The following is a 25,957-nucleotide window of genomic DNA, read 5'->3' as shown; positions in this document are numbered from 1 at the left end:
GACCGGGCGATGGTACCACCGGCGCGCCAGCGGCCGCATCGTGGCCGGCGGGAGCCTGCCCTCAGGCGGTGGGGGAACTCCCCCACCCTGCCGGAAGGTTGGAACCGCCAGGGCGCCATCAGACGCCACTATTATTGTGTTTTACCTGGCGTCCTTGGCGCGCTTGGCGGTTCAAACGACCCCGCCTTCGGCCAACGCGGCTACGGCTTCGCCTTCTCGTCGAGGAAGCCGGTCACCCACGCGAACGGCGCGTTCCAGTTGATCGTGATCTCGTTCACGCTCCAGGCCTCGATGTTGTCCACGAAGCACCGCTGCGCGACGCACCCCTTGAGGCCGGCGCTCTGGACGTGAGGATCCTGGAGCGAGGAGTTCGGGCCGCCGGAGACGGCGCCGGGCGGCGCCTTCGGGTACTTGCTGTTCGCCTGGTGCGACCAGAACCGGTGGTGCGGGTTCTCGAGCGGCTTGTCGCCGTAGCCGGTCACGTACGACTGCCCGAGCGGGTTGCGTCCGAGGAGGTAGTCCATGCCCAGCACCACGCCGTCGAGGTACTTCGGCTGCTTGGTGAAGTCGTGGGCGAGCGCCACCACGAGCATGTTGTTCAGCACGCCCGAGTTCGAGCCCCAGTCGTACTTGCCTTCACGCGTCCGGGCGATGAGCGTCCGGTACCCCTCCTTGTCGGCGATGGCGAGGTACTGGTCGGCCGCCTTCGCGATGCGGCCGCGGATCTCCTTCTGCCACGCCGCGTCCACGTGGCCGGGCACGATCGCCATCGAGATCTGGCCGAGCCCGTCCGTGACCCGCCAGTTCATCGACGCCGCGCCCCCTTCGATCTCCGTCGGGAACCGGGCGTTGAGCGGCGAGGCCTGCAGGAACTGCTTGTACTCCGGCTTCCCCGTCGTGACGAACAGCTCCGCCGCGGCCCAGTAGAACTCGTCCTTGGCGTCGGTGTCGTCGTAGGGCCCGCCGCCCTTGTCGCCGCCGGGCGGCGCGTAGAGGGCCGGGTTCTGCTTCGCCGCCGCCCAGGCGCGCTCGGCGGCCTTCAGGCACTTGGCCGAGAACGCCGCGTCGACCGTCTTCCAGATGCGCGCGCACTGCGCCCCCGTGGCCGCGACGTTGAGCGTCGCCGCGGTGCTCGGCTTGTGGAGGAAGCGCGCCAGCTTGTCCTCGTGCGGCGCGAGGCCGAGGCCCGTCCACGACTCGTCGTGCATCTTGTGGTGGACCATGCCGGCGAGCGGCTTGCCTTCCGGCACCTGCATGCCCATCAGGAACTCGAGCTCCCAGCGCGCCTCGTCGAGGATGTCGGGCACGCCGTTCTTGCCCTCGGGGATGTTGAGCTTGCCGTCCGCGAAGTCGGCGCTCGAGGCGCCGACGTGCTTCGTGCGCTCGTACCAGTTGAGCAGCGTCCACACCGAGATGCCGCCGTTGACCACGTACTTGCCGTGGTCGCCGGCGTCGTACCAGCCGCGGGACGCGTCGAGCGCATAGTCGCAGCCGCTGTCCTTCAGGCAGCGCGTGCTCTTGTCGTGGAGGTGCCCCGCCGGGCGCGCCAGCTCGGGCTTGCCGGCGAACGGCATCTTGATCTCGATGCCGCTCCGGTTGTGGTAGAAATACGCGAGCGCGTCGTACTTGAGCTTCTGGTAAAGGCCCGTTCCAATGTCGAACGGGAAGCTCTTCTCCTCCCCCACCTTGAGCACGTAGCCCTGGCCAGGCGCCTTGAAGGCCGTGAAGTCGACGAGGTGGACGTGATCGCCGGAGGCGCCGTCCTTCCCGAAGACCTTGGTCTGGCCGCGGGCGACCGACTTGCCGGAGGCGTCGAGCAGCTCCCAGGCGACCGGCGCGGTCGCGGCGCTGTTCACGCTGGCGATCTTGATGGCGCCGGGCAGATACCCGACCTGGTTCACGGCGACCTTCGGCGCCGCCGCCTCGGTCACGGGCGCGGCGGCCTTGAACTGCGGGTCGTCCAGGCGGATGTCGTCGATGCAGACCTCGAACGGCTCCTTGGCCGACGCCATGGCGCCGCCGATGTGGAACGCGAGCTCCGCCGTGGCGTCATCGGCCTTCCCCATCGTGAACTTGCCGGAGAAGGTCTTGGGCTCGGTCCCGAGGATCACGGTGTCCGACCAGTACTCCTCGTAAGGCGGCCCCGACATGCCGACCTTCGGGCGTGCCTTCGTGGGCGAGGACGCCCACGCCTTGTACTGAAGGGTGTAGCTGTGCCCCTTCTGGATCACCATCTCCCGGTGGCGGAACTGGGCGTCCCAGTTGTTTGACCCCTTGTTCGTCACCGTGACGCAATAGGCCCCCTTCTTCACCTCGGCGCTGCCAGCGCCAGGCGCGGTGAACGAGGTGGTCCAGGGCAGGCTCTTGTTGTCGTCGAAGTTGGATGCCTTGAGCAGGTTGGTCTGCGCGGGCCCTTCGCCCCCCGCCGCGCTCGCGTCAGCGCCCGCGCCGGGGCTCGCGCCGGCAGGAGCGGCCCCCGCTCCGGGGCCCTGCGTGACCACGCATCCAGCGCTCAGCCCGAGCGCGAGCGCGAGCGCGGACACCCGCCCCGCTCGGCGAAGGATCGACTGCTTGAGAAAAAGGTCGTTCATAAGTCCTCGGTTCACGGCTGGGAGCAATCGGCGCATAGAAAGCGGCGATTCCGTCCGTCTTGTCAAGCGTAATCCTTACGGACGCGGGGGTTCGAGCCGTCGCGGCGGCCGTCCCGTCGACCTTCGCCAGCCAGCGGCGCGCGACCAGCCATCACCCGCCATCCGGCGCGACCCTGCGTCGCGCAGCGATCCTGCGTGATCTGCGGCGCGCGGAAGGCCCAGCAAGTTCGCGCTGGTACCCGTGGCGAGGCCGCACTAACCTCCGCCGCACCTCGCGCCGTACCAGGATGGCGATCGAGCACCCCACCAGGAGACGACATGGCAAAGCACAGCTTCTCAGTCCCCTTCAACGGTCCCTCTCAAGACATCGTCGCGAAGGCCAAGGCGGCGATCGAGAAGGCCGGCGGCAAGTTCACGGGCAACGAGGGCAAGGGCGACTTCTCGGTGCCGACGCCGGCGGGGACCGTGAAGGGGACGTATGCCGTCTCGGCTCAGAGCTTCTCCGTGGACATCACGGACAAGCCCTTCATCGTGCCCGGCAGCGCGATCGAGTCCCAGGTGCGCAAGTTCCTCGAGACGGCCTGAGCCCTCTCGGAGCGCACGCGGGCGAGCGCGCCCGCCCCGGAGCGGGGGCGCGGGGGCCCGGAGCAGGAGCGCGGTGACATCGAGTCGCGACAGCCGCGTTCAAGGCGGCGGCGCCTGGCCCGTCATGCGCCGTCGCCGGCGAGGTGGACCTTGAGAACGCTCTCTTCCGCCGGCACGCCGAGCCGAAGGGGAAACCCGTAGTGTCCTGTCCCGCGGTGCACGTAGAGCCGATCGGGGCCGCGGGCCCACAGGCCATGATCGGGCATCTTCACGAAGAGCTGGAGGGCGGTCCAGGAGCCTCCGAGGCTGACCAGGCCGAGCTGCCCGCCGTGGGTGTGGCCCGAGAGCACGAGATCGCCCTCCCCCTCGCCGAGGTGGCGGAACGCGCCCGGATCGTGGAGCAGGACGAGCCGTAGCGCGCCCTTGATGCGCGGGTGACGGGCGCAGACGGCCGCCATGCGCTCGGCGCGATCGCGGTAATGGAAGTCCATCCCGAGGACCTGGACCGGCCCGGCGGCGGTCTCGACGAGCGCCGCGTCGTCCACGAGCAGGCGCGCCCCTGCGCGCTCCAGCGCGGTCGCGACGTGGCGGGGCGACTCGTGATCATGGTTGCCGTGGCACGCGAACACACGCCCCTCCAGGGCGCGGAGCGGGGACAGGGCCTCGGCGAGGTGATCCGCGGTGTCCTGCGATTCCATCGTCAGGTAATCGCCGGTGAGCACGACGAGATCGGGATCGCGCTCCACCGCGCGCTCGCAGATGCCGCGGAGCCGAGCGACCGACATGAACGGACCGAGGTGCGGATCGGTGATCTGGACGATGCGGAGGGCCCGCCGCGCGCCGGGCGCCCCCTCGCGCGGGAGCGGGTGGCGGCGCAGCCCGTCGACGGGGGCGCGGTCGACGACGAGCTCGATCTCCTCGCGGCGGGCGGTGAGCGACTGGAGGATACCGACGACGGCGAGCGCGAAGGGCACCCAGAGGCCGTACGGCGTGGCCCCGAGCCCGCTCGCGATGGCCCACGGGAACGACAGGAAGATCGCCGCCACGAAATAGGACGCGGGGATGCTCACGAGCGCGCGGTAGGCGAGCGGCCGCATCCGGGGGCGCGAGAGCAGGAGGAAATGCAGGTACACCGCGCCCTGGAGGTAGGCGAACCCCGGCGCGAGCGGGCCGACATGGCGGAAGAGCGCGCACGAGATCAGGGTGTGGATGCCGAGCAGCACGCCGACGAAACGCGCGTAGAGCCCGCCCCGGCGGCGCCTCGCCGCTGCCACGACGACGAGCCAGGCCAGGGCGGAGGCCGCCCAGAACAGGACGATGGGGGACACGAACTTCAATCGACGGCTCCAGGCGATCCAGGCGCACAGGACCACCGTGGTCTGCTCTGCCTGGACGGACGCGGAGTGTCCCGCGTCCAGCGCGTCCGCGCCAGGCGCCACCGGAGGCCGACCGCCTGGCGTGTGACGCGCGTGCGCCCGCGCCGCCCGGCGGCGTTGCGGCACAGGCACCTCGCTGGTAGGGAGGCGCGATGCTCCTCTTCGTGAGCCACGCGCTGCGCGCGCTGGATCCCGGCGATCAGGGCGGCGATCCTGACAGGGCCACACGAGGATTGGCACGTTCGATGAAAGGCTGAAGCCTCTTCACGTCCATGGCTCCTTCCGGTGCTCCGGGAGGGCATCGCCACGAGGGTCGCCCCGATGATCCCCTACACCAGGCGCACTTGGCTTCAGATGCTGGTCTCGCCGCGGGGCTCCCTGTCGCCGGGCGTGATGCGTCGCGTGCTGGCCTTCGGGGTCATCGCCGCCGCGCTCTGGCTCGCGCACAGGCACATCCCCCGCGTGTCGCTCTCGATCGGCATTCACGAGGTCGCCGGCGCGGTGATCGCGCTCATCCTCGCGTTCCGGACGAACACGGCCTATAACCGCTTCTGGGAGGGTCGCACCCTCTGGGGCTCGATCGTGAACGCGAGCCGCAACATCACGCGCATCGTGAACGCGCACGCCGCGGTGGACCCGGGCGCGGCGCGCGAGGTCGCCGTCTGGGTGGTGGTGTTCGTCCACGCCGCGCGGCGCTCGCTGCGCGGGCAGGCCGAGCGCCCGGAGATCGAACGGCTGCTCCCGGCGGAGCAGATCGAGGCCCTCGCGGAGCACCCTCACCCGCCGCTCCGCGCGGCGCAGCAGGTCTCCGAGCGCCTCGCGGCCTTCGTCCGGGCCGGGAGCCTCGAGCGCAACATGGCGGTGTGCGCCGAGGAGCAGCTGAGCGTCCTGGTCAACTGCCTGGGGGGCTGCGAGCGCATCCTCAAGACCCCCACGCCGCTCGGCTACATACTGCTGTTGCAGCGGGGCGTGGCGCTCTACCTGGCCACGCTGCCCCTCGCCCTCGTCGAGGCGCTCGGGGTGCTGACGCCCGTCGTGACGATGATGGTGGCGTATCCCGTCCTGATGATCGAGGCGCTCGGCGGGGAGCTCGACGACCCGTTCGGCCACGAGCCGAACGACCTGCCCCTCACGCGCATCTGCGACACCATCGAGCGCGACCTCCTGGGGTCGTCTCCGCTCAATCTGGTGATGGCGTCGAAGGCCGAGAGCTACCAGGACTGAGCGCGGCGCGCCGATGGCGGCGCCTTTCTCGCCTCTTCCCGGGGAGGACGGTGGAAGGCGCTCTGCACCTCTGCCGCCATGGCGCCGCCGCGCGCTCCTGGCAATTGGCTGGACACTATCGTAGATCTGCTGCGCTCGCGGGCGTGGCCCCGCGTCGCTGAGGCCTGGACGCACCCATGACCGATCGCTACGCCATCATCGGCAATCCCATCTCCCAGACCAAGTCGCCGGCGCTGCAGACCGCCTTTGCCAGGCAGTGCGGGCAGGACATGGTGTACGGCGCGATCCTCGGCGAGCTGGATGGCTTCGCCGCCGCCGTGCGCGAGTTCCAGAAGAGCGGCGGCAAGGGCATGAACATCACCATGCCCTTCAAGCTCGAGGCCTTTGCGCTGGCCGACGAGCTGACGCCGCGCGGCCGCGCTGCCGGGGCGATCAACATGTTCACCTTGCGCGCCGACGGCACCGTCCTCGGCGACAACACCGACGGCTTCGGCATCGTGCGCGACATCACCCATAACCTCGGCCGCCGCCTCGAGGGCGCGCGCGTGCTGCTCCTCGGCGCGGGCGGCGCGGTGCGCGGCACGTTGTTGCCGCTCTTCGATGAGCAGCCGGCCGAGATCTTCGTCGCCAACCGCACCGCCAGCAAGGCCGTGGAGCTCGCCGCCGAGTTCGGCCCGCATGCCGGCGCCGTCCGGCTCGCCGGCGGCGGCTTCGCCGACATCGCCGGGCGCTTCGACGTGATCATCAACGGCTCCGCCTCCTCCATGACCAACGAGGTGCCGCCCCTGCCCGCCGGCGTGTGGAGCGAGGGCTCGCTGGCCTACGACATGGCCTACAAGAAGGAACCGACCGCCTTCGTGCAGGCCGCGCGCGCGGCCGGCGTGGGTCAGACAGCCGACGGCCTCGGCATGGTGGTCGAGCAGGGCGCCGAGTGCTTCACCCTGTGGCGCGGCCTGCGGCCCGACACCGCGCCCGTCATCGCTGCGCTGCGGGGAGCCTGAGCGGCGCGCCCGGCATGGATGAGCGAGCCCATCGAGCTCAACCAAGGACGGCGATCTCCCGCAGTTGTGGCTTGACGTCTCCGAACCATTTGGGTTCCCTGTGCCCCGTGAACATGGGTGCGCCGCGATGACGGTGAAGGGGAATGGCTTCGAGGTCGTCTTCGGCCGTCCGGCGAAGGTCCTGGCCGAGGCGCCGGGGCGCGTGAACCTGATCGGCGAACACACCGATTACAGCGGCGGCTACGTGCTGCCGACGGCGATTCCGCAGAAGACGCGCGTCGAGATCGCGCCCCGGGAAGACAGGCTCATCCAGGTCGCGACGGCGAACGTGGGCGGCGGCGCCCTGCTCTCGTTCCGCGCCGGCGAGGAGGCGCGCCGCGGACTGTGGCTCGACTACGTGCAGGGCATCACCGCGGTCCTCCGCAGCCGTGGCGCATCGATCCCCGGCTTCGACGCGAGGATCAAGTCGACAGTACCGCTCGGAAGCGGCCTGTCGTCGAGCGCCTCGCTGCTCGTGGCGCTCGCCCGCGCCCTGCGGTCGATGCTCGGCCTGTCCATCGACGACGTGGAGATCGCCCGCATCGCGCACGCCGCGGAGCACGACTTCGTGGGCGCGCCGGTCGGGACGATGGATCAGATGGCCGCGAGCCTCGCCGACGAGAGCACGGCGCTCTTCATCGACACGAGGACGCTCGCGTTCGAGCGCATCCCGCTGCCCGCGGAGGCCGAGCTGCTCGTTATCGACTCCGGGGTGGCTCACCAGCACGCGAGCGGCGACTACAAGACGCGGCGCGCGGAGTGCGAGCGGGCGGCCGCGGCGCTCGGCGTCCCGGAGCTCCGGGACGTCGATGCGACGCGCGCGTCGATCGAGCCGCGCATCGCGTCGCTGCCGGCGCCGCTCGACCGGCGCGCGCGCCACGTCGTGACCGAGAACGCCCGGGTGCTCGCCGCCGTGGCCGCGCTCCGCGCCGGGGATCTGGGCCGCCTGGGCGAGCTCTTCGACGCGTCCCACCGGTCGATGCGCGACGATTTCGAGGTGTCCGTGCCGGCGGTCGACGATCTGGTGGAGAGCGCTCGGGCGCAGCCGGACGTCTTCGGCGCCCGGCTGACCGGCGGCGGCTTCGGCGGCGCGATCGTGGCCCTGGTGAAGCGCGGGCGCGCAGCGAGCGTGGGGCGGGCCGTCGTGGAGGCCTACGCGCGCACGCCGGGCCGCCGGGCGACGGTGCTTGTAGGCGGGCCCGTCCCCTAGCAGCGAAGCTCGGCGTCGGCGTGATCGCCAGGCTCGCCCGCCACGGGAAAGGGCCGCCGCGGGGAGGCAGGGCCCATCAACCAGGGTACCAGGTGACGCGCGGGTCATCGGGCGCGCGCACGTGGTCGAAGGCGGCGTCCGTGAGCCGCGCCAAATCGTACTGCGGCCGCCAGCCGAGCAGAAACTTCGCCTTCGAGTTGTCCAGCCAAGTCGAATGGAACGGCGTCTTCACCCTCACGCTCGGCAGGCCCCGCGTCGCCTCCAGGTAACGCGCCAGCTCCCCGTAGTCCACCGGCTCGTCCATGCAGATGTTGAAGGTCTGCTGGCGAGCCTTCTCATGATTGATGGCCTTCTGGATCGCGGTGACCAGATCGTCCACATGCACGAAGTTACGCTTCACCGGCTCGCCGCGGCGGTCGAGCATCACCGGCACGGCGCCCGAGCGGACGTACCCCTCTGCCGCCTCGGTGCCGACCAGATCGCGCCACCTCGGCCCTCCGAACACGTCGTCACCGAAGGATAGCTGCGCCTTGAAGTCGTCTTTCTCCATGATCCACGGCGCGCGCAGGCAGCATCCGTTGAGCTCATATTGAATATAGTACTGCTCGAGCATGACCTCCTCGAGCACCTTGGACAGCGCGTAACAGCCCGGGTAGGCGCTGTGCCGCTGCGCCTCCGTGACGGGGACGGGGTGCGGATAGAAGAAGTGGCCCATCCCGGCGTCGCCCCCGACCAGGATGAATTGCTCGAACGCAGGGCTGACGCGGCAGGCCTCCAGCAGCCAGAACATGCCTTTGACGGCCACGTCCATGATGCTCTCGGGGGTCTCCTTGCTGGTCGCCAGGTGCAGCACGTGGCTCACCCCCTCCATCGCCTCGTTGACGACGGTCCTGTCCTCGATGGCCCCACGCAGCACCTCGACGCGCGCCGACCGCTCCAGCATGCGGTTGTGGCACAGCGCACGGACCTTCCACCCCTCGAACGCGGGGTTCGACAGGAACCTGCGGATGAATGCCTGGCCGACCTTGCCCGCCGCCCCGGTGACCAGAATTCGCTTGGTCTCGTTCATTCTATCGCTCCTCGCTCTCCACATTCATCAATGACGACCGTACTCTACCCCCCTGGCTGCGGGGGCCGAGCGGATCAGTACCTGCTGCATGACGATGAAGACGAGCAGCAGCAGCCCGATGCTGATGTGGTGCCAGGGCGACGGCAGCCGTCCATCCAGGTTGATCACCGCCCGCACGATGCCCGTGATCATCACGCCCATCACGGTGCCGACGACGCTGCCAGCCCCCCCGGTCAGCAGCGTTCCGCCGATCACCACCGAGGCGATGGCCTCGAGCTCCAGGCCGGCGCCGATGTTCGGCTTTCCGGCGCTGTCGATCAGCGCCGTCGTGACCCCGCCGAGGCCCGCGCACAAGCCGCACAACGCGTACAGACCCACCGTCGTGGCGCCCAGCGGCACCCCCATGAGCAGCGCCGCCTGCCTGTCCCCGCCGATGGCCAGGACGTTCCGGCCGAAGCTCGTGCTACGGCCGAGGATCACGCCGAGCACGAGGACGACCAGGAACAAGAGCGCCGTCGCCGGGACCCAGGTTCGGTCCAGGCCCGGGATCGTCAGCGCGAAGCCGAGCTCATCGACGATCCAGTCCAGCACAGGGTGATCGATGCCGATCGGCTGCATGCTGACGAGGAACGCCGCGCCACGGGCGAAGAACATGCCCGCGAGCGTCACCAGGAACGGGGGCAGAGAGAAACGATGGATCAGGTGCCCCGTCATGGCGCCGAACGCGACCGACACCGCGAGGCCGATACAGAACGCCAACAGCGGGTGGCAACCACCGGCCACCAGCGTACCGACGAGCACGGTCGTGAGCGCGACGACGGAGCCGACCGAGAGGTCGATCCCCCCCGACAGGATGACGAAGGTCATGCCCACCGCGCAGAGGCCCATCGCCGCGTTCCCCTTGATCAGGTCGACAAGGAAACGCAGGCTACGCGCCGTGTCGTAACAGACCAGCACCCCCGAGTAGAGCGCGATCAGGAGGACCGCGGTCACCATGAGCGGCAGATCCCGCCGATCCCAGCTGAGCATCGCTACTGCCACCGCTTGAGCCCGAGGAGCTCGACGAGCCGCCGGCGCGACTCCTCCGAAACCAGCAGACAGCTGAGCAGCATCACGCCGGCCTTGGGCATCGGCTCGATCTCCGAGGGGACATGCTGGATGTACATCGTGGTGGAGAGCGTTTGTATCAACAACGCTCCTATCAGGGTGCCCCCCAGATAGAAGCGCCCGCCGGTGAGCGCCGTACCGCCGATCACCGCGGCGAAAATGGCGTCCAGCTCCCGCAGGCGCCCCACGCGATCGGGGTCGGCCGTGGAGATGTACGAGGCGGCCACGAGCCCGGCGATGCCGGCGCACAGGCCCGAAAAGCCGTACAACCAGAGCTTGATGCGGCGGTCGCCGACGCCTGCGAGCCGGCTCGCCCGCTCGTTGTCGCCGATCGCTTCCATGAACAGACCGAGCGCCGTCCTCCGGCAGAGCAGCGCGGCGACGACGAACACGGCGGCCACAAGCACCATGGAGAACGGCAAGCCACCGACGTGACCGTTGCCGATGAACGCAAACGTCGCATCCGTGTGCGTCACGGGCTCGGCGCGGGTGATGAGCATGGCGACGCCGCGGACACCGACCATGCTGATCAAGGTCACGATGATGGGCTGGATGTTCAGCGCCGTCACCAGCGCGCCGTTGAACAGACCGACGCCGCCGGCGACGGCGAGGGACAAGAACGCAGCCAGGAGCGGCCCGCAGTGAGCCTCCTTCATCAGGATCACGCAGGTGGCCCCGGACAACGCCATGACCGAGCCGACCGACAGGTCGATGCCCCTGACGGCGATCACCAGGGTCAGGCCGATCGCGAGGAGCATCACCTCCGAGCCCTGGTTGAGCAGGTTGATGGGCGTCCCGTAATAAGCGCCGTCGCGCTCGACGATGGAGAAGAAATTCTTGGACAGGACGGAATTGAACAGAAGGAGCGCCAGGAGGCCGAGCAAAGGCCAGGCCTCGCGGCGCCCGCGCATGAGCAGCAGGGCGCCCGCGCACCCGATGAAGAGGAGGATCCCGATGCCCGTGGGGTTGGCGTTCGTGCGCGCCGCTTCCGTGATCTTCTCAAGCATCGGGCGGCGCCTCCTTCTGATGGGCGATAGCCTGGATGATGGACGAAGGCGTCACGGACTCTCCCGCGAGCTCGCCCTGCTGCTTGCGGTCTCTCAAGACCACCACCCTGGAGCAGTTGCGCGCGATCTCCTCGAGCTCCGACGAGATCAAGACCGTGGCGACCCCCTTCTCGCTGAGCGACCTCACCAGCGCCTCGATCTCCAGCTTGGCGCCGATGTCCACGCCGCGCGTGGGCTCGTCGAGCAGCATGATCCGTGGCTGCATGGCCATCCAGCGCGCGAGCAGCACCTTCTGCTGATTGCCGCCCGACAGCAGCTTGACGGGCGTCTCGGGGGACGGCGTCTTGATGCTCAGGGCCTTGATGTAGTGCTGGACCAGACGATCCCGCTCGTTGCGCGGGAGCACCCGCAGCGCCCCCTGGGAGGCCTGCAAGGCGAGCACGAGGTTCTCTCGCACGGAGAGGTTCGGGATGATGCCATCCACCTTGCGGTCTTCCGGGCAGTACGCGAGGCCGGCCCGGATCGCGTGCCGTGGCGTCTTGATCTCGGTCGCACGTCCGTTCACCGCGAGCTCACCGCGATCGGCGGGCTCGATCCCGAAGAGCATCCTGGCGGTCTCGCTTCGGCCAGAGCCGAGCAGCCCCGCCAACCCCACCACCTCGCCGGGCCGCAGCGCGAGCTCGATCGGCCCGATGACCCCCGTTCTCTCTAGGCCGCGCGCGGCGAGCGCCGGCTCCGCGGCGCTCGCCGCCCCTCCCGGACCGGCGGCGCCGCCTGGCGCGGCGCTGTCTTTCGCGCCGAGCTCGACGCCCAGCATCGCCTGAACGAGCTCCAGGCGAGGCAGCGCGCTGCTCGCGTACTGCCCGACCAAGCAGCCATTCCTGAGCACCGTGATCGTATCGCTGACCGCGTAGACTTGATCCAGGAAGTGAGTCACGAAGAGGATCGCCAACCCCTGAGCCTTCAGGCTCTGCATCACGTCGAAGAGCCGCAGCGTCTCCGCTTCATCGAGGCTGGAGGTGGGTTCATCCAGGATCAGGATCCGCGCGTCCACGGCGAGCGCGCGGGCGATCGCGACCATCTGCTGCAGCGCGGTGGGCAGCGCCGCCACCGATCGCGACACGTCGAGGTCCAGCGAGAGGCGCGCGAGGGCCTGACGAGCCTTCGCGCGGACAGCTCGCCTGTCGATCAGGCCGAAGCGCCGAGGTTGCCGGCCCAGCATGATGTTGTCCGCGATCGAAAGGTGCGGGATCAGGCTGATTTCCTGGTGCACCGCGCTGATCCCCAGCGATTCCGCGTGGCGGGGAGAGGTCGGCCGGATCACCGCACCGCCGAGGCGCAAGGTCCCGGCGTCGGGAGGATAGACGCCGGTGAGCAGCTTGATCAGCGTCGACTTGCCGGCTCCGTTCTCCCCCATCAACGCCTGGATCTCGCCGGCGCGCGCTTCGACGTGCACGTCGTGCAGAGCGCGAACGCCGGGGAAGGACTTGCTGAGGCCCTCGACAGAGAGCAAGGCCTTCCCTCAGTAGGGCCGCGAGCCGATGGCCGTCGCTGCCTGCTCGCGTTCGAAGATCTGGCCAGGGACGATCGTGCGCTTCGGCACCTTCTCACCACGCACGATCTTGTCGATCGTGTCGAAGAGCAGGGGGCCGTGCATGGGGTTGCACTCGACCGTCGCGTTCAGCTTCCCCTCCATCATGGCCTCGAACGCCGGCTTCACGGCGTCGATCGATATCACCAGGATATCCTGCCCGGGCTTCAACCCTGCCGCCTGGATCGCCTGAATCGCCCCGAGCGCCATGTCGTCGTTGTGAGCGTAGACGGCGTTGATCTCGCCCTTGTGGGCCGAGAGCAGCGTCTCCATCACCGTTTTTCCCTTGGTGCGCGTGAAGTCACCGCTCTGGCTCGCGATGATCTTCATGTCCGGATGCTTCGCGATGGCCTCGGCGAAGCCGGTCTTGCGCATCACCGCCACGTCCGCCGCCGGCGTGCCCACGAGCTCGATGATCCGCGCGTTGCCGTTCGTCTGCTTTGCGAGCCACTCCCCTGCCCGGCGCCCCTCCCAGACGAAATCCGCGACCATCACCGTCTCGTACAGATCTTCCTCCGCGTCCACGCCCCGGCTCGTGAGCACCACCGGGATCCCGGCGCGCTTGGCCTCCTTCAATGTGGGCTTCCAGCCCACGGATTCTTGCGGCGCAATGACGATGACGTCGACGCCCTTGGTGATGAACCCGTTGACGGCGTTGACCTGGTTGTTGTGCACGTTCTGACCGTCTGCGAAGAGGAGCTGCACGTGGCGCTTCTCCGCCTCCGCCTGGATCGACTTGCTGTGCGCGATCCTCCAGGAGCTCTCGGCGCCCGTCTGCGAGAAGCCGACAACGATCTCGGTCAGCGTCTTCGGCTTCCGCCCCGCGGTATCGGCGCCAGGCGCCGGCTTCTGGGCGGCGCGCGCGGCCTCGCTCTCCTCGCGGGAGCAGCCGGCGACGACGGACGCCGAGCCCAGGATGGCCAGGAACATCCTCCGTGACACGTGGTTTTGTGGGTTCATGCTCTTCAACATAGATCACGCCGCCCCGACGGTTGTCATCCGGCAGCGTCGCCAGCACCGCCGGATCTTTGAAGGAATCATCTCCGGTGAACAGCACTCGAGATTTCACGACAGCCGCCGAACAAGCGCGGGATGCGGTGTTCTCTGGTGGAGCACCCTCGGCCAGATGCCAATCCCCATCGTTCGGCGATCGCTTCCGCGACGACCGAGCGAACGGAGCTGGTGCAAAAATCGATCAGACGAAGAATGCCTCGGTACGCGTGGTGACCCGAGCAAGGCGCAGCAACAAGGATACCCCTGGGCGGTAATGTGAACGATCACATGGGCAGCGTCAATTCCAATCGACCGGTCCGCAAGGTTCCCGAGCCCGAGGGAGCACGAGGCTGGCGGGGCTCCTCCGGAGCGCCGCGGCAAGAGGCGCGGACGCCTTCCGCGATCATCGCCGTCCCTCTCGACGAACTCGAAGCCGATCAGCGCATCGGCGGCTGGCGCGCGACGCGGGGTGTGGCGTCCGCATCACCAGCTCGAGGTCGCTCGGCCGCGCGCCGGTGGTGGCGGCGCTGCAGCGCCTGTGTGACGGCGGCCCGATGCCCGCCCCTCTTGACGCGGGGCTCCGGAGGAGACCTGTCTGCCATCAGGGCGCAAGGACGGTCGCTGGCGGCCGTTTCGAGTTGACATCGAGAATGTGAACGTTCACATACCGCCTTCGAGCCCCGCCTCGACCCGTTCGGCCACGAGCCGGATGACCTGCCCCTCACGCGCATCTGCGACACCATCGAGCGCGACCTCCTGGGGTCGTCGCCGCTCCACCTGGTGATGGCGTCGAAGGCCGAGAGCCGCTAGGACTGAGCGCGGCGCGGCGACGGGGGCGCCGTTCTCGCCCCCTTCCCGAGAAGGGCAGCGCCACTACCAGACGTTGCTCGCGCTGTTCGACGCGACGCTCAAGTCGGCACCCCCGAAGAACTGAACGCTGAACCCCGAAGGTTGACGACGAGCGTGGTGTTCTCCAAGGCGTTTTTCGACCTGCAGCTCTCGTTCGCGGAGAAGGTGCGGGCCTTGTCGGGGATGTCGCTGGGAAGCGCCCTCTTCGAGTACACGAACCTCTATGTCCGGTTCGGCCTCGGGCGCGAGTTCGACGCGCAGAACGAGACGTGGCAGGCCTATGTAGCCGGCCTGCCCAGCGCAGAAGGCGGGGAAGCCGGCCGCGAGTGGACGTACCGTTTCTATCTGAAGGATCCCGAGGCGACGACTGCGCCGCCCGTCGTCGCGACCTGTGGATGTTTTTCCTACGCCCTGTCGAGCGTCGATCGCGCTCGAGTCCATGACGCGTCCATTCCTGAGGTCTCTTGCGCAGCGCGCGAGCCTCGATCGCCTGGAGGAGTGCTTCCCCTTCCAGGTGCTCGCAGTCCACGCTCCAGCGCAGGAGTTCTACGATTTCTACGGGGTCTAGCGCGGGGAGCAGGTCCCCCGCGTGGCGCCAGGCCGGGCGGCTCGGGCTGTTGACCGGTGTTCGCCGTGCACCCACCCCGCGCAGCGCGTCACGTCGACATCACCCACGACCTCGGCGGCGATCCCAACGACGCGCGCCTGCTGCTCCTCGGCGCGCTCCGGCGCGCCTTGGCACAGAACGCACCACGTGTAGTCACGTAAGTACCTAAAATCACTCGACTCTGTCCCGGTACGCGCCGTGCATCGCAGCATCCCCGGCCGCGTCCGACGTCGGCGCGTGACGACCCTGGCGGCCAAGGAGATCCCGATGCACACCCGTTTCCGCTTCGCTTTCATGGTGGGAGGCCTTCTCGCGCTGGGAGCGTGCTCGGGCGGATCGAGCTCTGCAGAGGGCGGCGACGGGGAGATCCCGGGGAGGGGCGCCGGCGCTGACTCCGGCGCTGTCCCCGATGCGAGCTTCGGCTCAGGCGCTGCGGTCGGCTCAGCCGCTTCGGGAGGTGTGTCGGATGGAAGCGATCCTCCGAGCGAGGGCTCCCCCGGCGGAAGCCTGGGCACAGGAGGCGGCGGAGGCGCAGGCGGCGCAGGCGGCGCAGGCGGCGCAGGCAGCGTCGAGGCTGGCACGCTCACCGTGGGCGTCTGGGACGACAACCGCAACTTCGACTTCTTCCTCTCGTACCGGAGCACGCTCTATTCGCAGCAGCTCCCGGGCGTCCTGCCCTTCACCGAGGCCGACCACCAGGCCGCGCACAGCCTCTTCGCGGCGCCTCCAGAGAAAAAGGAGACGCTCGACGTCTCGCTCGTCATCGACACGACCGGCAGCATGGGCGACGAGATCACGTATCTCCAGACGGAGTTCATCGCGCTCTCCGACTCCATCTTCGCCAAGTACCCGAACGCCCAGCAGCGCTGGTCGCTCGTCCTGTACAAGGACACCGAGGACGATTACATCGTCCGGTGGTTCGACTTCCGCTCCGATCCCGACGAGTTCCAGGAGAAGCTCGCCGAGCAGGCAGCCGGCGGCGGCGGCGACTTCCCGGAGGCGCCGGACATGGCGCTCTCCAAGACAGCCGACCTCTCCTGGCGCACGGGCGGCGACACCGCGCGCCTCGCCTTCTGGGTCGCGGACGCGCCCCACCACGACAGCAACGCCGCGGCGATGGCAAGCGGGATACGAGCCCTGAAGGACCTCGGGGTGGCTGTCTATCCCGTCGCGTCGAGCGGCGTGGATGAGCTCACCGAGCTCAGCATGCGCTCTGCCGCGCAGCTCACGGGCGGCCGATACCTCTTCCTGACGGACGACTCCGGGGTTGGCGGGGCGCACAAGGAGCCGACGATCCCCTGCTATTTCGTCACCAAGCTCGATCGCGCGATCCTGCGCATGGTCGACATCGCGCTCTCCGGCGTCTACCGCGAGCCGGAGCCGTCCGAGATCCTCCGCACCGGCGGTGATCCCCAGGACGGCGCGTGCCAGCTCGCGTCAGGCGGCGAGGTGCTCGTGTTCTGATCGAACCGCCGCTCGTCGCCCCCGCTGGTAGAGCCCATGGCGGGCGGCGAGCAGCGCGCCGTCGCGCCCCGCGCGCAATCCCGGATCGCGTTCCGCTCGACGATCGTATCACGGCTCCCTGTGCCGATCTTCGCGCCCGCATGTCAGGGGACTCTACGGGCTATCTGCTGGGTTGAAACTGGCGGCCGGGGGTCCGAGGCCGCTCCGCAGAGCCGAGCGCACGGCGCGGCGCCAGGCCGGGCAGCTCGGTCTGTTGACCGGTGTTCGCCGTGCGTTCACTCCGCGCAGCGCGTCACGTCGCTCGTGTCGGCCTGGAAGCAGGTGACTTCCTCGCCGCTCCCTTCTGTACCGCAGTTGTGATAGTAGTCCGCCACGTAGCCGTAGCGGTCGTCGAAGCGAATGTCGCGGAGCTCGCAGCTCTCGCTCTCGCGCTCTGCTCGGTCGAACAGGGCTTCCACCGGATCCGCTTGCTCGGGCGCTTCAACGAACGTCCAATCGCTGTGCGGAGCGACGAACCCGCTGTGAGCGGCTGCGACGACGGTATCACCGGAGACCGCGGCGAGCGTGCAGCCGGGGGCGATGCCGGTGCCGCAGATCGAGATGACATACTCCTCTGGCCGGTCTGCGCGCCACTTCGCGCGGTTTTCATCGAAATCGGGACCGCTGCAGCCAGCGAGCAACCAACACCCCAGCGCCACCACACCCCATGTTTTCATGCCGGCGGAACTCAGCAACTCCCATGCCAGCGCGAGAAGCGAGCGGGGGTGGCCGACGAGGAGACGACCGACCATGACGCTCCGATCATGGCCGCTGACGTTGTGTCAGGAGCGCCGTCCGAAGGTTCGGGTATCCCCTCCCTCAAGCGAGGATCGGATCGACGAGCCCGCCTGCGAGGCTCTCGTCGCCGAAGTCGTCGAGCGGGCCTCCCTGGCCGCTGGTGCAGCCGACCGTCGCGCTGATGGTGTTGGGCAGCTTTTGTTGGTGATCTTGACGTCGACGAACTGGCCGGTCGGATGGGGAAGATCTCTGCGCCCTAGTCGCCCTACGCACGTCGAAGCAAAAGGATGCTGCTTCTGAGCCGCTCCGTCATGGTCACTCACGTGTGTCTGGATCAGTGATCGACCGGCCAGCCGCGATCGTGGCAACGCACCACGATATCACCCCCACGACCGTCCGGGCTCTCGGGGCTGCCTCGCACCCTGCTCTGCTCACCGCACCTCCAAGGCGCCTTGCCCGTCGAGTTCAACCAATGGACCGCCATGGCGCTTCCATCGCAGACCGCATGGATTCGGCCAGGGATCTGTCCAGCGCGGGTTTCGAGTTGCGGATTGTCATGGCGCGATTCCGCCTCGCACACCGTTACAGCTTCGCGCAAATTCCACTTGGACCGGCGCGCGTTATGAGCTAAGCCACGGCCTCGGCGAATCGCTATTATCTGGCGAGCCGTCTTTTTACGGAGGGGGGAGAACCATGAGATCGCAATCGTTCGGTGCGCTCACAGCGTTTCTTTTGTTCAGCGGCGCCGCCAGCGCAGACGTCACGAATGAATGCGGCATGCCTACCATCGAAACCGATGACGTCGGCGCGACGCTCATACTGACCTACGACGCTGCGGTTCAAACCAAATTCTGCAACGGAACCGCAGGCTTCAGCTCCAATGTATTCGTTGACACGTCCTATCTTCCCACATCTCCGATCTACTTCGCCACTGGCAACGTCACTCCGGTCGGCAACATCGTGAACATCGGCGCCTTCCCGAGCGGCTCCGAGCTCATATTTTTCATCGAGGTGACCGACACCGGCGACGTTTTCTACTCGGGGCCGGGCTCACGCAACCCGGACGGCCTCGTGCACGCATTCGTTAAGGCGTTGAGCACTCCGATCGGTGATGAATTTTACATCGGATTCGAGGACCTGTTCGGTGGAGGCGATGGGGACTTCGATGACATACAATTCATCGTGCGCCTTGAGCTCGACGAAGATGGCGACGGCGTGGGAGATTTGACCCAAGATCTTTGCTTGGACACCGAGGCCGGGGATGTGGTGGATGCGGACGGCTGCTCGATCGCCCAGCTCTGCCCTTGCGACGATCCCTGGAAAAACCACGGCGCGTATGTGTCGTGTGTGGCACACGCCGCAGAGGAATTCGTCGAAAGCGAGCTGATCACCGACGACGAAAAGGACGTAATCGCTTCCGCGGCTGCTCAGAGCTCCTGCGGTGCCAAGTGAAATGAAGCGAGCGCCTCCACGTGGCGAGCCCATGGTCGGAGGCGCAGCGGTATGCGTGTGAGCCATCGGGGGAGTTGACACAGCGCGCTCCTCCAGGAGAGGGGTGGGGTGAAAGACCTAGTCCCCGAGCGGCGGGAAGCGCTCGTCGAGCCAGCCGCGGATCGCAGCGTACGCGGTGGGCGCGTTGATCTGGAGGTTCAGATCGTGGCCCGAGTTGGGCACGACCACGATCTCGAGCTCCGCGGCCGGCGAGTAGGCGGCCGGCTCCAGCGTGGTCCCGCCAAGCAGGGTACCGCACGGCGCGATCCCGCAGAATATCGTGTCGTGCCGTCCCACGACGGTGAGCACCGGCGCGTCGACCTGGAGGCTCGTGAGCGCGGTGTTGACCAGCGCGAACTCGGCGAGCTCGCCGGACGTGCCGAGCCCCTTGGTCGCTTCGTCCAGCGCAATCACCGCCGGATCCGCGTTCGGGAGGTAATAGAACGTCGGGCCGCGGGTGCCCGGCTGCGTCGTCAAGTAGCCGAGGTCGAGGCCGGAGCCCGCGAAGCTCGGGTCGAGCGTGGCCGGATAGACGTTCAGGAGCAGCTGCGGCAAGCCGGGGCCGTAGGTGTGCAAGAACCCCGTGGCCACGACGCCATCCACGTCGTGGTACGTCGCAGCCTGCTGGACGGAAATGATAGATCCCAGCGAGTGGCCGACGAGCACCACCCGGCTCCATGCGTGCCCGAGCTCGCCGCTCCGAAGCGCCTCCGCGAGCTGATGGTGAACATAGGCCTGCGCGGTCGGTGTGACCTGAAGGGAGAGCGGTCGGTCGCTGTCTCCGGTGCCAATGCGGTCAAAGTTCAGCGTGGCATAACCAGCCGCGTTGGCGTAGCGCACGAACGAATAACGCTCCGGCTGGTACGGGAAATCCCAGTACGCGCTCGAGTACGTGGCGCCGTGCACGGTGAGCAGCACCGTGTCCCGCGGGCTCTCCTGCGGCACGCAGAGCTCGGCGGCGACCTCGTAGTCTGGCGGCGCCCCAGGTGCGAGCGCGACCGCATACCGGAAGCTCGTACACACCCGCGAGAGGACCGCGGCAAGAGGAGCCATGTCCATGGTTCCTGCGTACCATGCCTGCTGGCGCGCCGGAAGCCCGCGGCGGAGAGGATGGCGGTGTCGTCAGACTGTCCACGAGAGCTGGGAAGAGCAGCGGTCGGGGAGGTCCCCCATCGTTCAAGCGAGGACGGCACCGTCACCAACCGCCCCGCGCTATGAGGTGTGCATGCGGAGCCGGTCGATCCCGCTGTGCTTCGAGCGACGGGCAACGAGGTCTCCTCGCAGGGTGGCTCCCCCTCACGCCTGCAGCACGCGCAGCGACCCGCGCACCACCCCGTAGCTCCCCTCGGCCCGCAGCCCGCGCGCGACCTCGGCCGGCGCCACCTCCCCGGCGAGCAGCCGCCGGTACGCCTCCACCACCCGCCGCGCCCCCTCGGCGTCCTCCCGCACCAGCTCGATCCGGAACCGCCGCACGCCGCAGCTCGCGAGCCTCGGCACGAGGTGCGCCGCGCTCTGCGGCGCCGCGTGGAACACCGTGTTCCGACACCCCACGTCCGCCTCGAGCGGGTGATCCATGCCCGCCCGGTCCCGCAGCGACAGCGCGTGATGGTCGCACGGGCGGCCGCAGGTGCGGTGATCCTTGCCCTCGGACAGCGTCGCCGCGATCACGCAGTGCTCCATGTGGAAGAGCGGCATCGGGTGGTGCACCACCACCTCGGCGAACGGCCCGAACGGCGAGTCCAGCAGCGACTCGAGCTGGGCGGCGTCGAGGTCGAACGACGGCGTGAACGCGGCGAGCCCCCGCGAGAGCACCTCGCGCGCGGCCAGCTTGTTCGTGACGTTCAGCGAGAAATCGCCGATCCGGGGCACGCCCGGCGTGGCGTCGAGCAGCGCGCCGAGGCTGCGGACCAGGATCGCCGCCGGCCCGAGCGAGAGCAAGTACCGGTCGATCTTCTCCTCGCCCGGCTTGCGGATCCGCGGCGGCGCCACCCCGACGGAGGCCCCGGCCGCCATCAGCTCGCGCGCCGCGGCGCCGAGACCGACCATCTCCAGGAAATCGAGGTAGACGCCGCTCGCGCCGGCGTCGAGCGCCGCCCGCGCCTGCGCCACGTTGCGGCACAGCACGAAGAGGCCCGGCGCCGGCGGCGGCGCGTCCGGCGGAGCGACCCCGGCGACGAGCCCCTCGGCCGAGAGCGGCGCCGACGGATGGGGGCGGTGCGACGCCTCGATCAGCGCCGCGACGAGCGCCCGGCGCGCGCGGTTGAGCGCCGACGGCGGCACGAGCGCAGGCCCGTCGAGCGACAGCCCGACGCCGCGCAGGGCGAACGGCGTGTCGCCCAGCCGATCCAGCTGCTTCCGCAGCGTGGCCTCGTCGAGCGGCGATCGATCGGCGCGGCCGAGCGGGGCGTCGACCTCGACCGAGGCCGACGCCCCGCCCTCCGTCGCCGCCGAGAGCCGCGGGCGCTCGCCGAGGCGGCCCTCGAGGCGGACGTCGATCGCCACCCGGCGCGGGGCGCGGTCGAGCGCCTCGCGGACCGCGCGCGTGGCGACGGGGTCGCTCGTGCGAAAGACCCGGCGCCCGCGCAGCCCCCGCGCGCCGCTCAGCACGTCCTCCGGCAGCCGCCGGTCCGGGCCGAGCCACACCTCGACGTCGCCCCCCGCCGGCGCGCGCTCGACCTCGCGGCCAGCGGCCCACAGGCCCCAGATGCGGCCGCCGATCTCGCCCTCGCCGGCGAACCCGCCCTCCACGAGGATCCCCTCGCCGCGCGCGAGCGGCCGGGCGGCGCGGACGACCACGACCTCGTGGCCGCGCCGGCGCGCGGCGCCGCGCGCCTCGCCGACCTCGATGCCGCGGTGATCGCAGGTGCGGCCGTCGACCAGGCGCTGGTGGTCGACGCCGCGCAGGAAGCCGGGGCCCGAGCCCCGCGAGAACGCCTGGAGCGCCGCCTCCCGGTCCGTGGCCCCGGGGCCCGCCCCCTCGCCCAGCGCCGCGTCGATCGCGGCGCGGTAGAGCCGCGCGGTCGCGCCGACGTACTCCGGGCCCTTGAGGCGCCCCTCGATCTTCACCGAGGCGACGCCCAGCGAGATGAGGTCGGGGATGACGTCGGTGGCGTCGAGGTCCTCCGGCGACAGGAGGTAGGCCGCGTCGCCGAGGTCGCGCAGCGCGCCGTCGACGACGAGGCGGTACGGCAGGCGGCAGGCCTGGGCGCAGGCGCCGCGGTTGGCGCTGCGGCCGCCGATGGCCTCGCTCGTCAGGCACTGCCCCGAGTAGGCGATGCAGAGCGCGCCGTGGACGAACACCTCGAGCTCGACGTCGGTCGCCCGGCGGATGGCGGCGATGTCGTCGAGCGAGAGCTCCCGGGCGAGGATGACGCGCGCGGCGCCGAGCGATCGCGCGAGCTCGACGCCGGCCGCGTCGGTGCAGGTCATCTGCGTGGAGGCGTGGATCGGGAGCCCGGGCGCGAGCGCCCGCGCGAGGCGCATCACCCCGAGGTCCTGGACGATGACCGCGTCGACGCCGGCCGCGGCGCACGCCTCGATCGCGCCGCGGACCGCCGGGAGCTCGTCGTCGAACACCAGCGTGTTCAGGGTGACGTAGCCCTTCACGCCGTGGGCGTGGAGGAAGCGCACCGCCTCCTCGAGCTCCGCCGCGTCGAAGTTCGCGGCCCGCGCGCGGGCGTTGAAGGGCGACGCCGCGCCGCCGCCCGCGGCTCCCCCCCGGAGGCCGAAGTAGACGGCATCGGCCCCGCCGCGCACGGCGGCTTCCATGGCGGCGCGATCACCGGCGGGAGCGAGGACTTCAGGGCGCGCGGGCCGCGACATGCGGGCGGTTCTAGCAAGGGGTGGCGCGGTTGTCGCTCTCTACCTGGCGCGGGCTCGCCCTCCCGAAGAGCCTGCCGGACGGCGCGCCTTGACCTCGCTTCGCGACGTGAGGCACGATCGTGCAGCGGCCTACCCGGCCGAAGTGCCGCCGGGTCGCCGGCCGGCGCAGCGAGGCCTCGGTGGCAGGGTCGGATGAGCGGAGCGGCCACGTCAGCCATTAACGACCAGCGCGGAGCCCGGGAGCCGAACGTCGGAGAGGCGCTCGCATTCTCCGCCGGCTCGCGCGCGTCGACGGCGCGTGCCGCAGGGGGATGTCGATGAACAGACACGGATTTCGCTTCGGGCGCGCGCTCTCGAGGGCCGCGCTCTGGCTGCCTGCCGCGCTCCTCTCGGCGGCGTCTGCGTGCGGCGGCGACGACGACGCCCCGGCGCCGCGCTGCGAGGCTCCCTACTCGGTCTGCGGCGGGGCCTGCGTGGCGCTGCACGCCGATCCGGAGCACTGCGGCGCGTGCGGCCAGCAATGTCCGGCCGGGGAGGCGTGCTTGCAGGGCGCCTGCGAGCCGCTGGGGACCGGCGGTGAGGGTGGCGGCGGCGGTGACGGCGGGGGTGACGGCGGTGGCGGTGACGGAGGCGGGCCATCGGAGTGCCGCGAGGGCCGCTACGTGAAGCGCTGCGGCGACGAGTGCGTCGACACGCGCACCGACCCGGACCATTGCGGCAAGTGCGGCGCGCCGTGCCCGCCTGGCCGCGCGTGCTCCGGATCCGTCTGCAGGCAGACCTGCCTCCCGGGCCTCACCGACTGCGCCGGCAGCTGCGTGGACCTCGCCGCAGATCCGCAGCACTGCGGCCGGTGCGATCGCGCCTGCGACCCCGGGCGCCCCTGCGAGGGCGGCACCTGCGCGTGCAGCGCGGAGCCCTCCCAGGACATCGGCTCCGCCGTCCCGCAGCGGGTGAGCGGCACGACGATCGGCGCCGACGACGGCCGCTGGCTGACCTGCTCGGAGCCTGGCGCGGCCGATCAGGCGTTCCTGTTCACGGCGCCTCACGCGGGGACGTACCTGTTCGACACCTTCGAGGCCTCGTACGACACGGCGCTCGGCGCGCTGCGGGCGGACACGTGCGAGGAGCTGGCCTGCAACGACAACGCGGGGAGCGTCCAGTCGCAGATCTCCGTCGATCTCGCCGAGGGCGAGCGCATCCTCGTGGTGGTGAGCGGCGCGCGCGGCGCGCAGGGCGACTTCACGCTCCGCGTGGCCGAGCCCGGGCCGGTCCAGTGCGCGCCGACCGCCCTCGATCCCGTCGTCCCGCAGACGGTGACGGGCACGACCGTCTTGCGCGAGGACACGGTGTCCGCCGACTGCGACATCAGCGCGACCCCGGACGCCACGTACACGTTCACGGCCCCGTCGGACGGCACGTACGTGTTCAGCGGGCGCGCCCCGTCGGACCTGATCGTCGAGGTCCGCGACGGCGGCACGTGCACGGGCCGCTCGCTCTACTGCCGCTACGGCGCCGGCGAGTCGAACGCGTTCGCGACGCTCGAGGCCGGTCAGACGGTGCTCGTCGCGGTGGCGGATCCGGCCGGCCCGCTGGCGAGCTTCACGCTGGAGATCGTCGAGGCCCCTCCGTGCCCGGGCGTCCAGATCGGCGCGACCCTGCCGCAGACGGTGACCGGGAACAACGAGCACCTCCGCAACCTGATCTCGGCCTGCGCGACCTTCTCGACCGGGGGCGAGGCGACCTACGGCTTCACCGCGCCGCGCGAGGGCATCTACACGTTCGACGCGACCGGCTCGAGCTTCCCCGTCCTCATGGAGGCGCGCCACGCCTCGTGCGCCGGCGATCTCATCGCGTGCGTCGACGGCCTGTTCGAGCCGGCGCTCATCACGCTCTCGCTCGCGGCCGGCGAGACGGTCATCCTCGTGGTGGACACCGCTGGCCCGACGGGCGACTACCGGCTCGAGGTCGACGAGGTGCGGTGCCCGCTCATCGATCTCGGCTCGACGGTGCCGCAGACGGTCACGGGCACGACCGCGGATCTCGCCGATCACCTCGCGCCGGACTGCGCCTCTCGCGGGGCCCCCGAGGCGACCTATCGCTTCACCGCCCCGGCCGACGCGCTCTACATCTTCGACACGGACGGCTCGGCGCTCGATACGGTCCTCGAGGTGCTGGACGGCTCGTGCTCTGGCCCCTCGCTCAGGTGCAATGACAACGTGGACCCGGCGGGGGTCGTCACCCACTCGCGGGCGAGCCTGTTCCTCTCCGCCGGCCAGACGGTGATCGTCTCCGTGGACAGCGCGTCGACGAGCGGCGATTACACGCTCAACATCACCCAGCGGGAGGCGCCGCAGTGCCCTCTCTTCGCGCTCGACGCCGTGGTCCCGCAGTCGGTCACGGGCAGCACCGAGGGTTATCCCGATCTCCTGGCGCCCTCCTGCGCCTCGGTGCCCGGCGGCGAGGCGACGTACAGCTTCACCGCGCCTGCAGATGGCTTCTACCGCATGAACACCGTGGGTTCCACGATCGATACGATCCTGTCCGTGCGCGACGGCGGGTGCGAAGGCGACGAGATGGCCTGCGTCAACGATAGCAGGGACTCGAGCAAGCTCGTGTGGCTCGACGCCGGCCAGACCGCCCTGATCAGCGTCGACAGCCACGGCGCGGAGGGCGACTACATGCTCAACGTGGACCTGTTCGACGGTACCGGCACCTGCGATAAGCCCATCGAGCTCGCGCCCCTCGCCTCCCAGACCGCGACGGGGACGACCAAGGGGAGCCTCGCCAAGGTGGACCCGAGCTGCGGCGGCATCGACGCGCCTGAGGTGGCCTATCTGTTCACCGCGCCGGAGGCGGGGACGTACACGATCGATACGGTCGGCTCCGACTACGACACCGTGCTCGCCGTCTTCGACGGGGACTGTTATGGCGAGGAGATCGCGTGCAGCGACGACGTGCTCGGGGAGGACCTGCACCTGTTCACGTCGGAGGTCACGGTGTCGCTCGACGCAGGGCAGAGCATCGTCATCGTGGTCGACGGCGCGATCGATGAATCCGGCGTTTACGAGCTCAACATCCACCCCTGACCGCGCACCGTCGAGCAGCGTCGCGAGTCTCCTCGAGAGAGGGAGGCTCCGCCGGACGAGCTGCTGTT

19 protein-coding genes are annotated in these 25,957 nt (G+C 69.7%); 8 read left to right on the top strand and 11 right to left on the bottom strand.

Annotation, left to right across the window (positions count from 1 at the left end):
* Window positions 1-200 precede the first annotated feature (200 nt).
* Entirely contained in the window at window positions 201-2,591 is a 2,391-nt protein-coding gene (locus WMF12_RS11605) for a glycoside hydrolase family 9 protein (RefSeq protein WP_437870761.1), read from the bottom strand.
* A 318-nt stretch (window positions 2,592-2,909) separates the two neighbouring features.
* Here WMF12_RS11605 and WMF12_RS11600 point away from each other — a divergent pair, with 318 nt between their 5' ends.
* On the top strand, window positions 2,910-3,176 hold the full coding sequence (locus WMF12_RS11600) for a hypothetical protein (protein ID WP_012234867.1): 267 nt from the start codon (window positions 2,910-2,912) through the stop codon (window positions 3,174-3,176).
* Window positions 3,177-3,298: 122 nt separating this feature from the next.
* On the opposite strand, the gene WMF12_RS11595 is transcribed toward WMF12_RS11600, so the two are convergent.
* The gene (locus WMF12_RS11595) at window positions 3,299-4,615 is read right to left on the bottom strand and encodes a metallophosphoesterase (protein WP_437870760.1); all 1,317 of its coding nucleotides are present in this window, start codon (window positions 4,613-4,615) and stop codon (window positions 3,299-3,301) included.
* 258 nt (window positions 4,616-4,873) lie between these two features.
* Between WMF12_RS11595 and WMF12_RS11590 the strand changes: the two genes are divergently transcribed.
* From WMF12_RS11590 to galK, 3 genes are all read left to right on the top strand, one after another.
* Window positions 4,874-5,776 (top strand): bestrophin family protein, encoded by a 903-nt coding sequence (locus WMF12_RS11590; protein WP_437870759.1) that lies wholly within the window; start codon window positions 4,874-4,876, stop codon window positions 5,774-5,776.
* 176 nt (window positions 5,777-5,952) lie between these two features.
* Complete coding sequence (gene aroE, locus WMF12_RS11585; RefSeq protein WP_437870758.1) at window positions 5,953-6,777, top strand: shikimate dehydrogenase; 825 nt, start codon at window positions 5,953-5,955, stop codon at window positions 6,775-6,777.
* A 127-nt stretch (window positions 6,778-6,904) separates the two neighbouring features.
* Complete coding sequence (gene galK / locus WMF12_RS11580) at window positions 6,905-8,026, top strand: galactokinase (protein WP_437870757.1); 1,122 nt, start codon at window positions 6,905-6,907, stop codon at window positions 8,024-8,026.
* Window positions 8,027-8,102: 76 nt separating this feature from the next.
* Here galK and WMF12_RS11575 read toward each other — a convergent pair whose 3' ends face one another.
* From WMF12_RS11575 to WMF12_RS11550, 6 genes are all read right to left on the bottom strand, one after another.
* Window positions 8,103-9,095 (bottom strand): NAD-dependent epimerase/dehydratase family protein, encoded by a 993-nt coding sequence (locus WMF12_RS11575; protein ID WP_437870756.1) that lies wholly within the window; start codon window positions 9,093-9,095, stop codon window positions 8,103-8,105.
* A gap of 27 nt (window positions 9,096-9,122) precedes the next feature.
* On the bottom strand, window positions 9,123-9,983 hold the full coding sequence (locus WMF12_RS11570) for an ABC transporter permease subunit (protein WP_437870755.1): 861 nt from the start codon (window positions 9,981-9,983) through the stop codon (window positions 9,123-9,125).
* A 143-nt stretch (window positions 9,984-10,126) separates the two neighbouring features.
* The gene (locus WMF12_RS11565) at window positions 10,127-11,209 is read right to left on the bottom strand and encodes an ABC transporter permease (protein ID WP_437870754.1); all 1,083 of its coding nucleotides are present in this window, start codon (window positions 11,207-11,209) and stop codon (window positions 10,127-10,129) included.
* Window positions 11,202-12,722 (bottom strand): sugar ABC transporter ATP-binding protein, encoded by a 1,521-nt coding sequence (locus tag WMF12_RS11560; protein WP_437870753.1) that lies wholly within the window; start codon window positions 12,720-12,722, stop codon window positions 11,202-11,204. Before WMF12_RS11560 ends, WMF12_RS11565 begins: the two co-directional genes overlap by 8 nt.
* 9 nt (window positions 12,723-12,731) lie before the next feature.
* Complete coding sequence (locus tag WMF12_RS11555) at window positions 12,732-13,760, bottom strand: ABC transporter substrate-binding protein (protein WP_437870752.1); 1,029 nt, start codon at window positions 13,758-13,760, stop codon at window positions 12,732-12,734.
* Between the two features lie 906 nt (window positions 13,761-14,666).
* Window positions 14,667-15,083 carry a hypothetical protein gene (locus WMF12_RS11550; protein WP_437870751.1) on the bottom strand — a complete coding sequence of 139 codons (417 nt, stop codon included), beginning with the start codon at window positions 15,081-15,083 and terminating at the stop codon, window positions 14,667-14,669.
* On the opposite strand from WMF12_RS11550, the gene WMF12_RS11545 reads away from it, so the two are divergent.
* Together WMF12_RS11545 and WMF12_RS11540 are read left to right on the top strand one after the other, a co-directional pair.
* Window positions 15,082-15,210, top strand: coding sequence for a hypothetical protein (locus tag WMF12_RS11545; protein ID WP_437870750.1), 129 nt, complete (start codon window positions 15,082-15,084; stop codon window positions 15,208-15,210). The two genes, WMF12_RS11550 and WMF12_RS11545, sit on opposite strands and share 2 nt — an antisense overlap.
* A gap of 306 nt (window positions 15,211-15,516) precedes the next feature.
* A complete protein-coding gene (locus WMF12_RS11540; protein ID WP_437870749.1) occupies window positions 15,517-16,713 on the top strand; it encodes a vWA domain-containing protein in 1,197 nt (398 codons plus the stop codon).
* Window positions 16,714-16,988: 275 nt separating this feature from the next.
* Here the strand turns inward: WMF12_RS11540 and WMF12_RS11535 are convergent, their stop codons facing one another.
* Window positions 16,989-17,504, bottom strand: a complete 516-nt coding sequence (locus WMF12_RS11535) for a hypothetical protein (RefSeq protein WP_437870748.1) — start codon at window positions 17,502-17,504, stop codon at window positions 16,989-16,991.
* Window positions 17,505-18,183: 679 nt separating this feature from the next.
* Between WMF12_RS11535 and WMF12_RS11530 the strand changes: the two genes are divergently transcribed.
* Window positions 18,184-18,942 carry a hypothetical protein gene (locus tag WMF12_RS11530; RefSeq protein WP_437870747.1) on the top strand — a complete coding sequence of 253 codons (759 nt, stop codon included), beginning with the start codon at window positions 18,184-18,186 and terminating at the stop codon, window positions 18,940-18,942.
* Window positions 18,943-19,059: 117 nt separating this feature from the next.
* Here the strand turns inward: WMF12_RS11530 and WMF12_RS11525 are convergent, their stop codons facing one another.
* Window positions 19,060-20,040 carry an alpha/beta hydrolase gene (locus WMF12_RS11525; RefSeq protein WP_437870746.1) on the bottom strand — a complete coding sequence of 327 codons (981 nt, stop codon included), beginning with the start codon at window positions 20,038-20,040 and terminating at the stop codon, window positions 19,060-19,062.
* Between the two features lie 237 nt (window positions 20,041-20,277).
* Window positions 20,278-22,749: a DUF3656 domain-containing U32 family peptidase gene (locus tag WMF12_RS11520; RefSeq protein ID WP_437870745.1), complete on the bottom strand. Its 2,472-nt coding sequence runs from the start codon at window positions 22,747-22,749 to the stop codon at window positions 20,278-20,280.
* Between the two features lie 371 nt (window positions 22,750-23,120).
* Here WMF12_RS11520 and WMF12_RS11515 point away from each other — a divergent pair, with 371 nt between their 5' ends.
* Complete coding sequence (locus tag WMF12_RS11515) at window positions 23,121-25,889, top strand: MXAN_6577-like cysteine-rich protein (protein ID WP_437870744.1); 2,769 nt, start codon at window positions 23,121-23,123, stop codon at window positions 25,887-25,889.
* Window positions 25,890-25,957 lie beyond the last annotated feature (68 nt).

This window comes from Sorangium sp. So ce363 (assembly GCF_051520435.1).
Classification (GTDB): Bacteria; Myxococcota_A; Polyangia; order Polyangiales; family Polyangiaceae; genus Sorangium; species Sorangium cellulosum_B.
This window is presented reverse-complemented; position numbering and strand designations above follow the sequence as displayed.

Bases quoted from the DNA above. Each gene is read 5' to 3' on its own strand.
- WMF12_RS11540 (WP_437870749.1), top strand. From the start codon at position 15,517: ATGCACACCCGTTTCCGCTTCGCTTTCATGGTGGGAGGCCTTCTCGCG.
- WMF12_RS11555 (WP_437870752.1), bottom strand. From the start codon at position 13,760: ATGAACCCACAAAACCACGTGTCACGGAGGATGTTCCTGGCCATCCTG.
- WMF12_RS11520 (WP_437870745.1), bottom strand. From the start codon at position 22,749: ATGGAAGCCGCCGTGCGCGGCGGGGCCGATGCCGTCTACTTCGGCCTC.
- WMF12_RS11535 (WP_437870748.1), bottom strand. From the start codon at position 17,504: ATGGTCGGTCGTCTCCTCGTCGGCCACCCCCGCTCGCTTCTCGCGCTG.
- WMF12_RS11545 (WP_437870750.1), top strand. From the start codon at position 15,082: ATGACGCGTCCATTCCTGAGGTCTCTTGCGCAGCGCGCGAGCCTCGAT.
- WMF12_RS11575 (WP_437870756.1), bottom strand. From the start codon at position 9,095: ATGAACGAGACCAAGCGAATTCTGGTCACCGGGGCGGCGGGCAAGGTC.
- WMF12_RS11530 (WP_437870747.1), top strand. From the start codon at position 18,184: ATGAGATCGCAATCGTTCGGTGCGCTCACAGCGTTTCTTTTGTTCAGC.
- WMF12_RS11570 (WP_437870755.1), bottom strand. From the start codon at position 9,983: ATGGGCCTCTGCGCGGTGGGCATGACCTTCGTCATCCTGTCGGGGGGG.
- WMF12_RS11600 (WP_012234867.1), top strand. From the start codon at position 2,910: ATGGCAAAGCACAGCTTCTCAGTCCCCTTCAACGGTCCCTCTCAAGAC.
- WMF12_RS11515 (WP_437870744.1), top strand. From the start codon at position 23,121: ATGAACAGACACGGATTTCGCTTCGGGCGCGCGCTCTCGAGGGCCGCG.
- WMF12_RS11590 (WP_437870759.1), top strand. From the start codon at position 4,874: ATGATCCCCTACACCAGGCGCACTTGGCTTCAGATGCTGGTCTCGCCG.
- galK (WP_437870757.1), top strand. From the start codon at position 6,905: ATGACGGTGAAGGGGAATGGCTTCGAGGTCGTCTTCGGCCGTCCGGCG.
- WMF12_RS11525 (WP_437870746.1), bottom strand. From the start codon at position 20,040: ATGGACATGGCTCCTCTTGCCGCGGTCCTCTCGCGGGTGTGTACGAGC.
- WMF12_RS11605 (WP_437870761.1), bottom strand. From the start codon at position 2,591: ATGAACGACCTTTTTCTCAAGCAGTCGATCCTTCGCCGAGCGGGGCGG.
- WMF12_RS11565 (WP_437870754.1), bottom strand. From the start codon at position 11,209: ATGCTTGAGAAGATCACGGAAGCGGCGCGCACGAACGCCAACCCCACG.
- WMF12_RS11550 (WP_437870751.1), bottom strand. From the start codon at position 15,083: ATGGACTCGAGCGCGATCGACGCTCGACAGGGCGTAGGAAAAACATCC.
- aroE (WP_437870758.1), top strand. From the start codon at position 5,953: ATGACCGATCGCTACGCCATCATCGGCAATCCCATCTCCCAGACCAAG.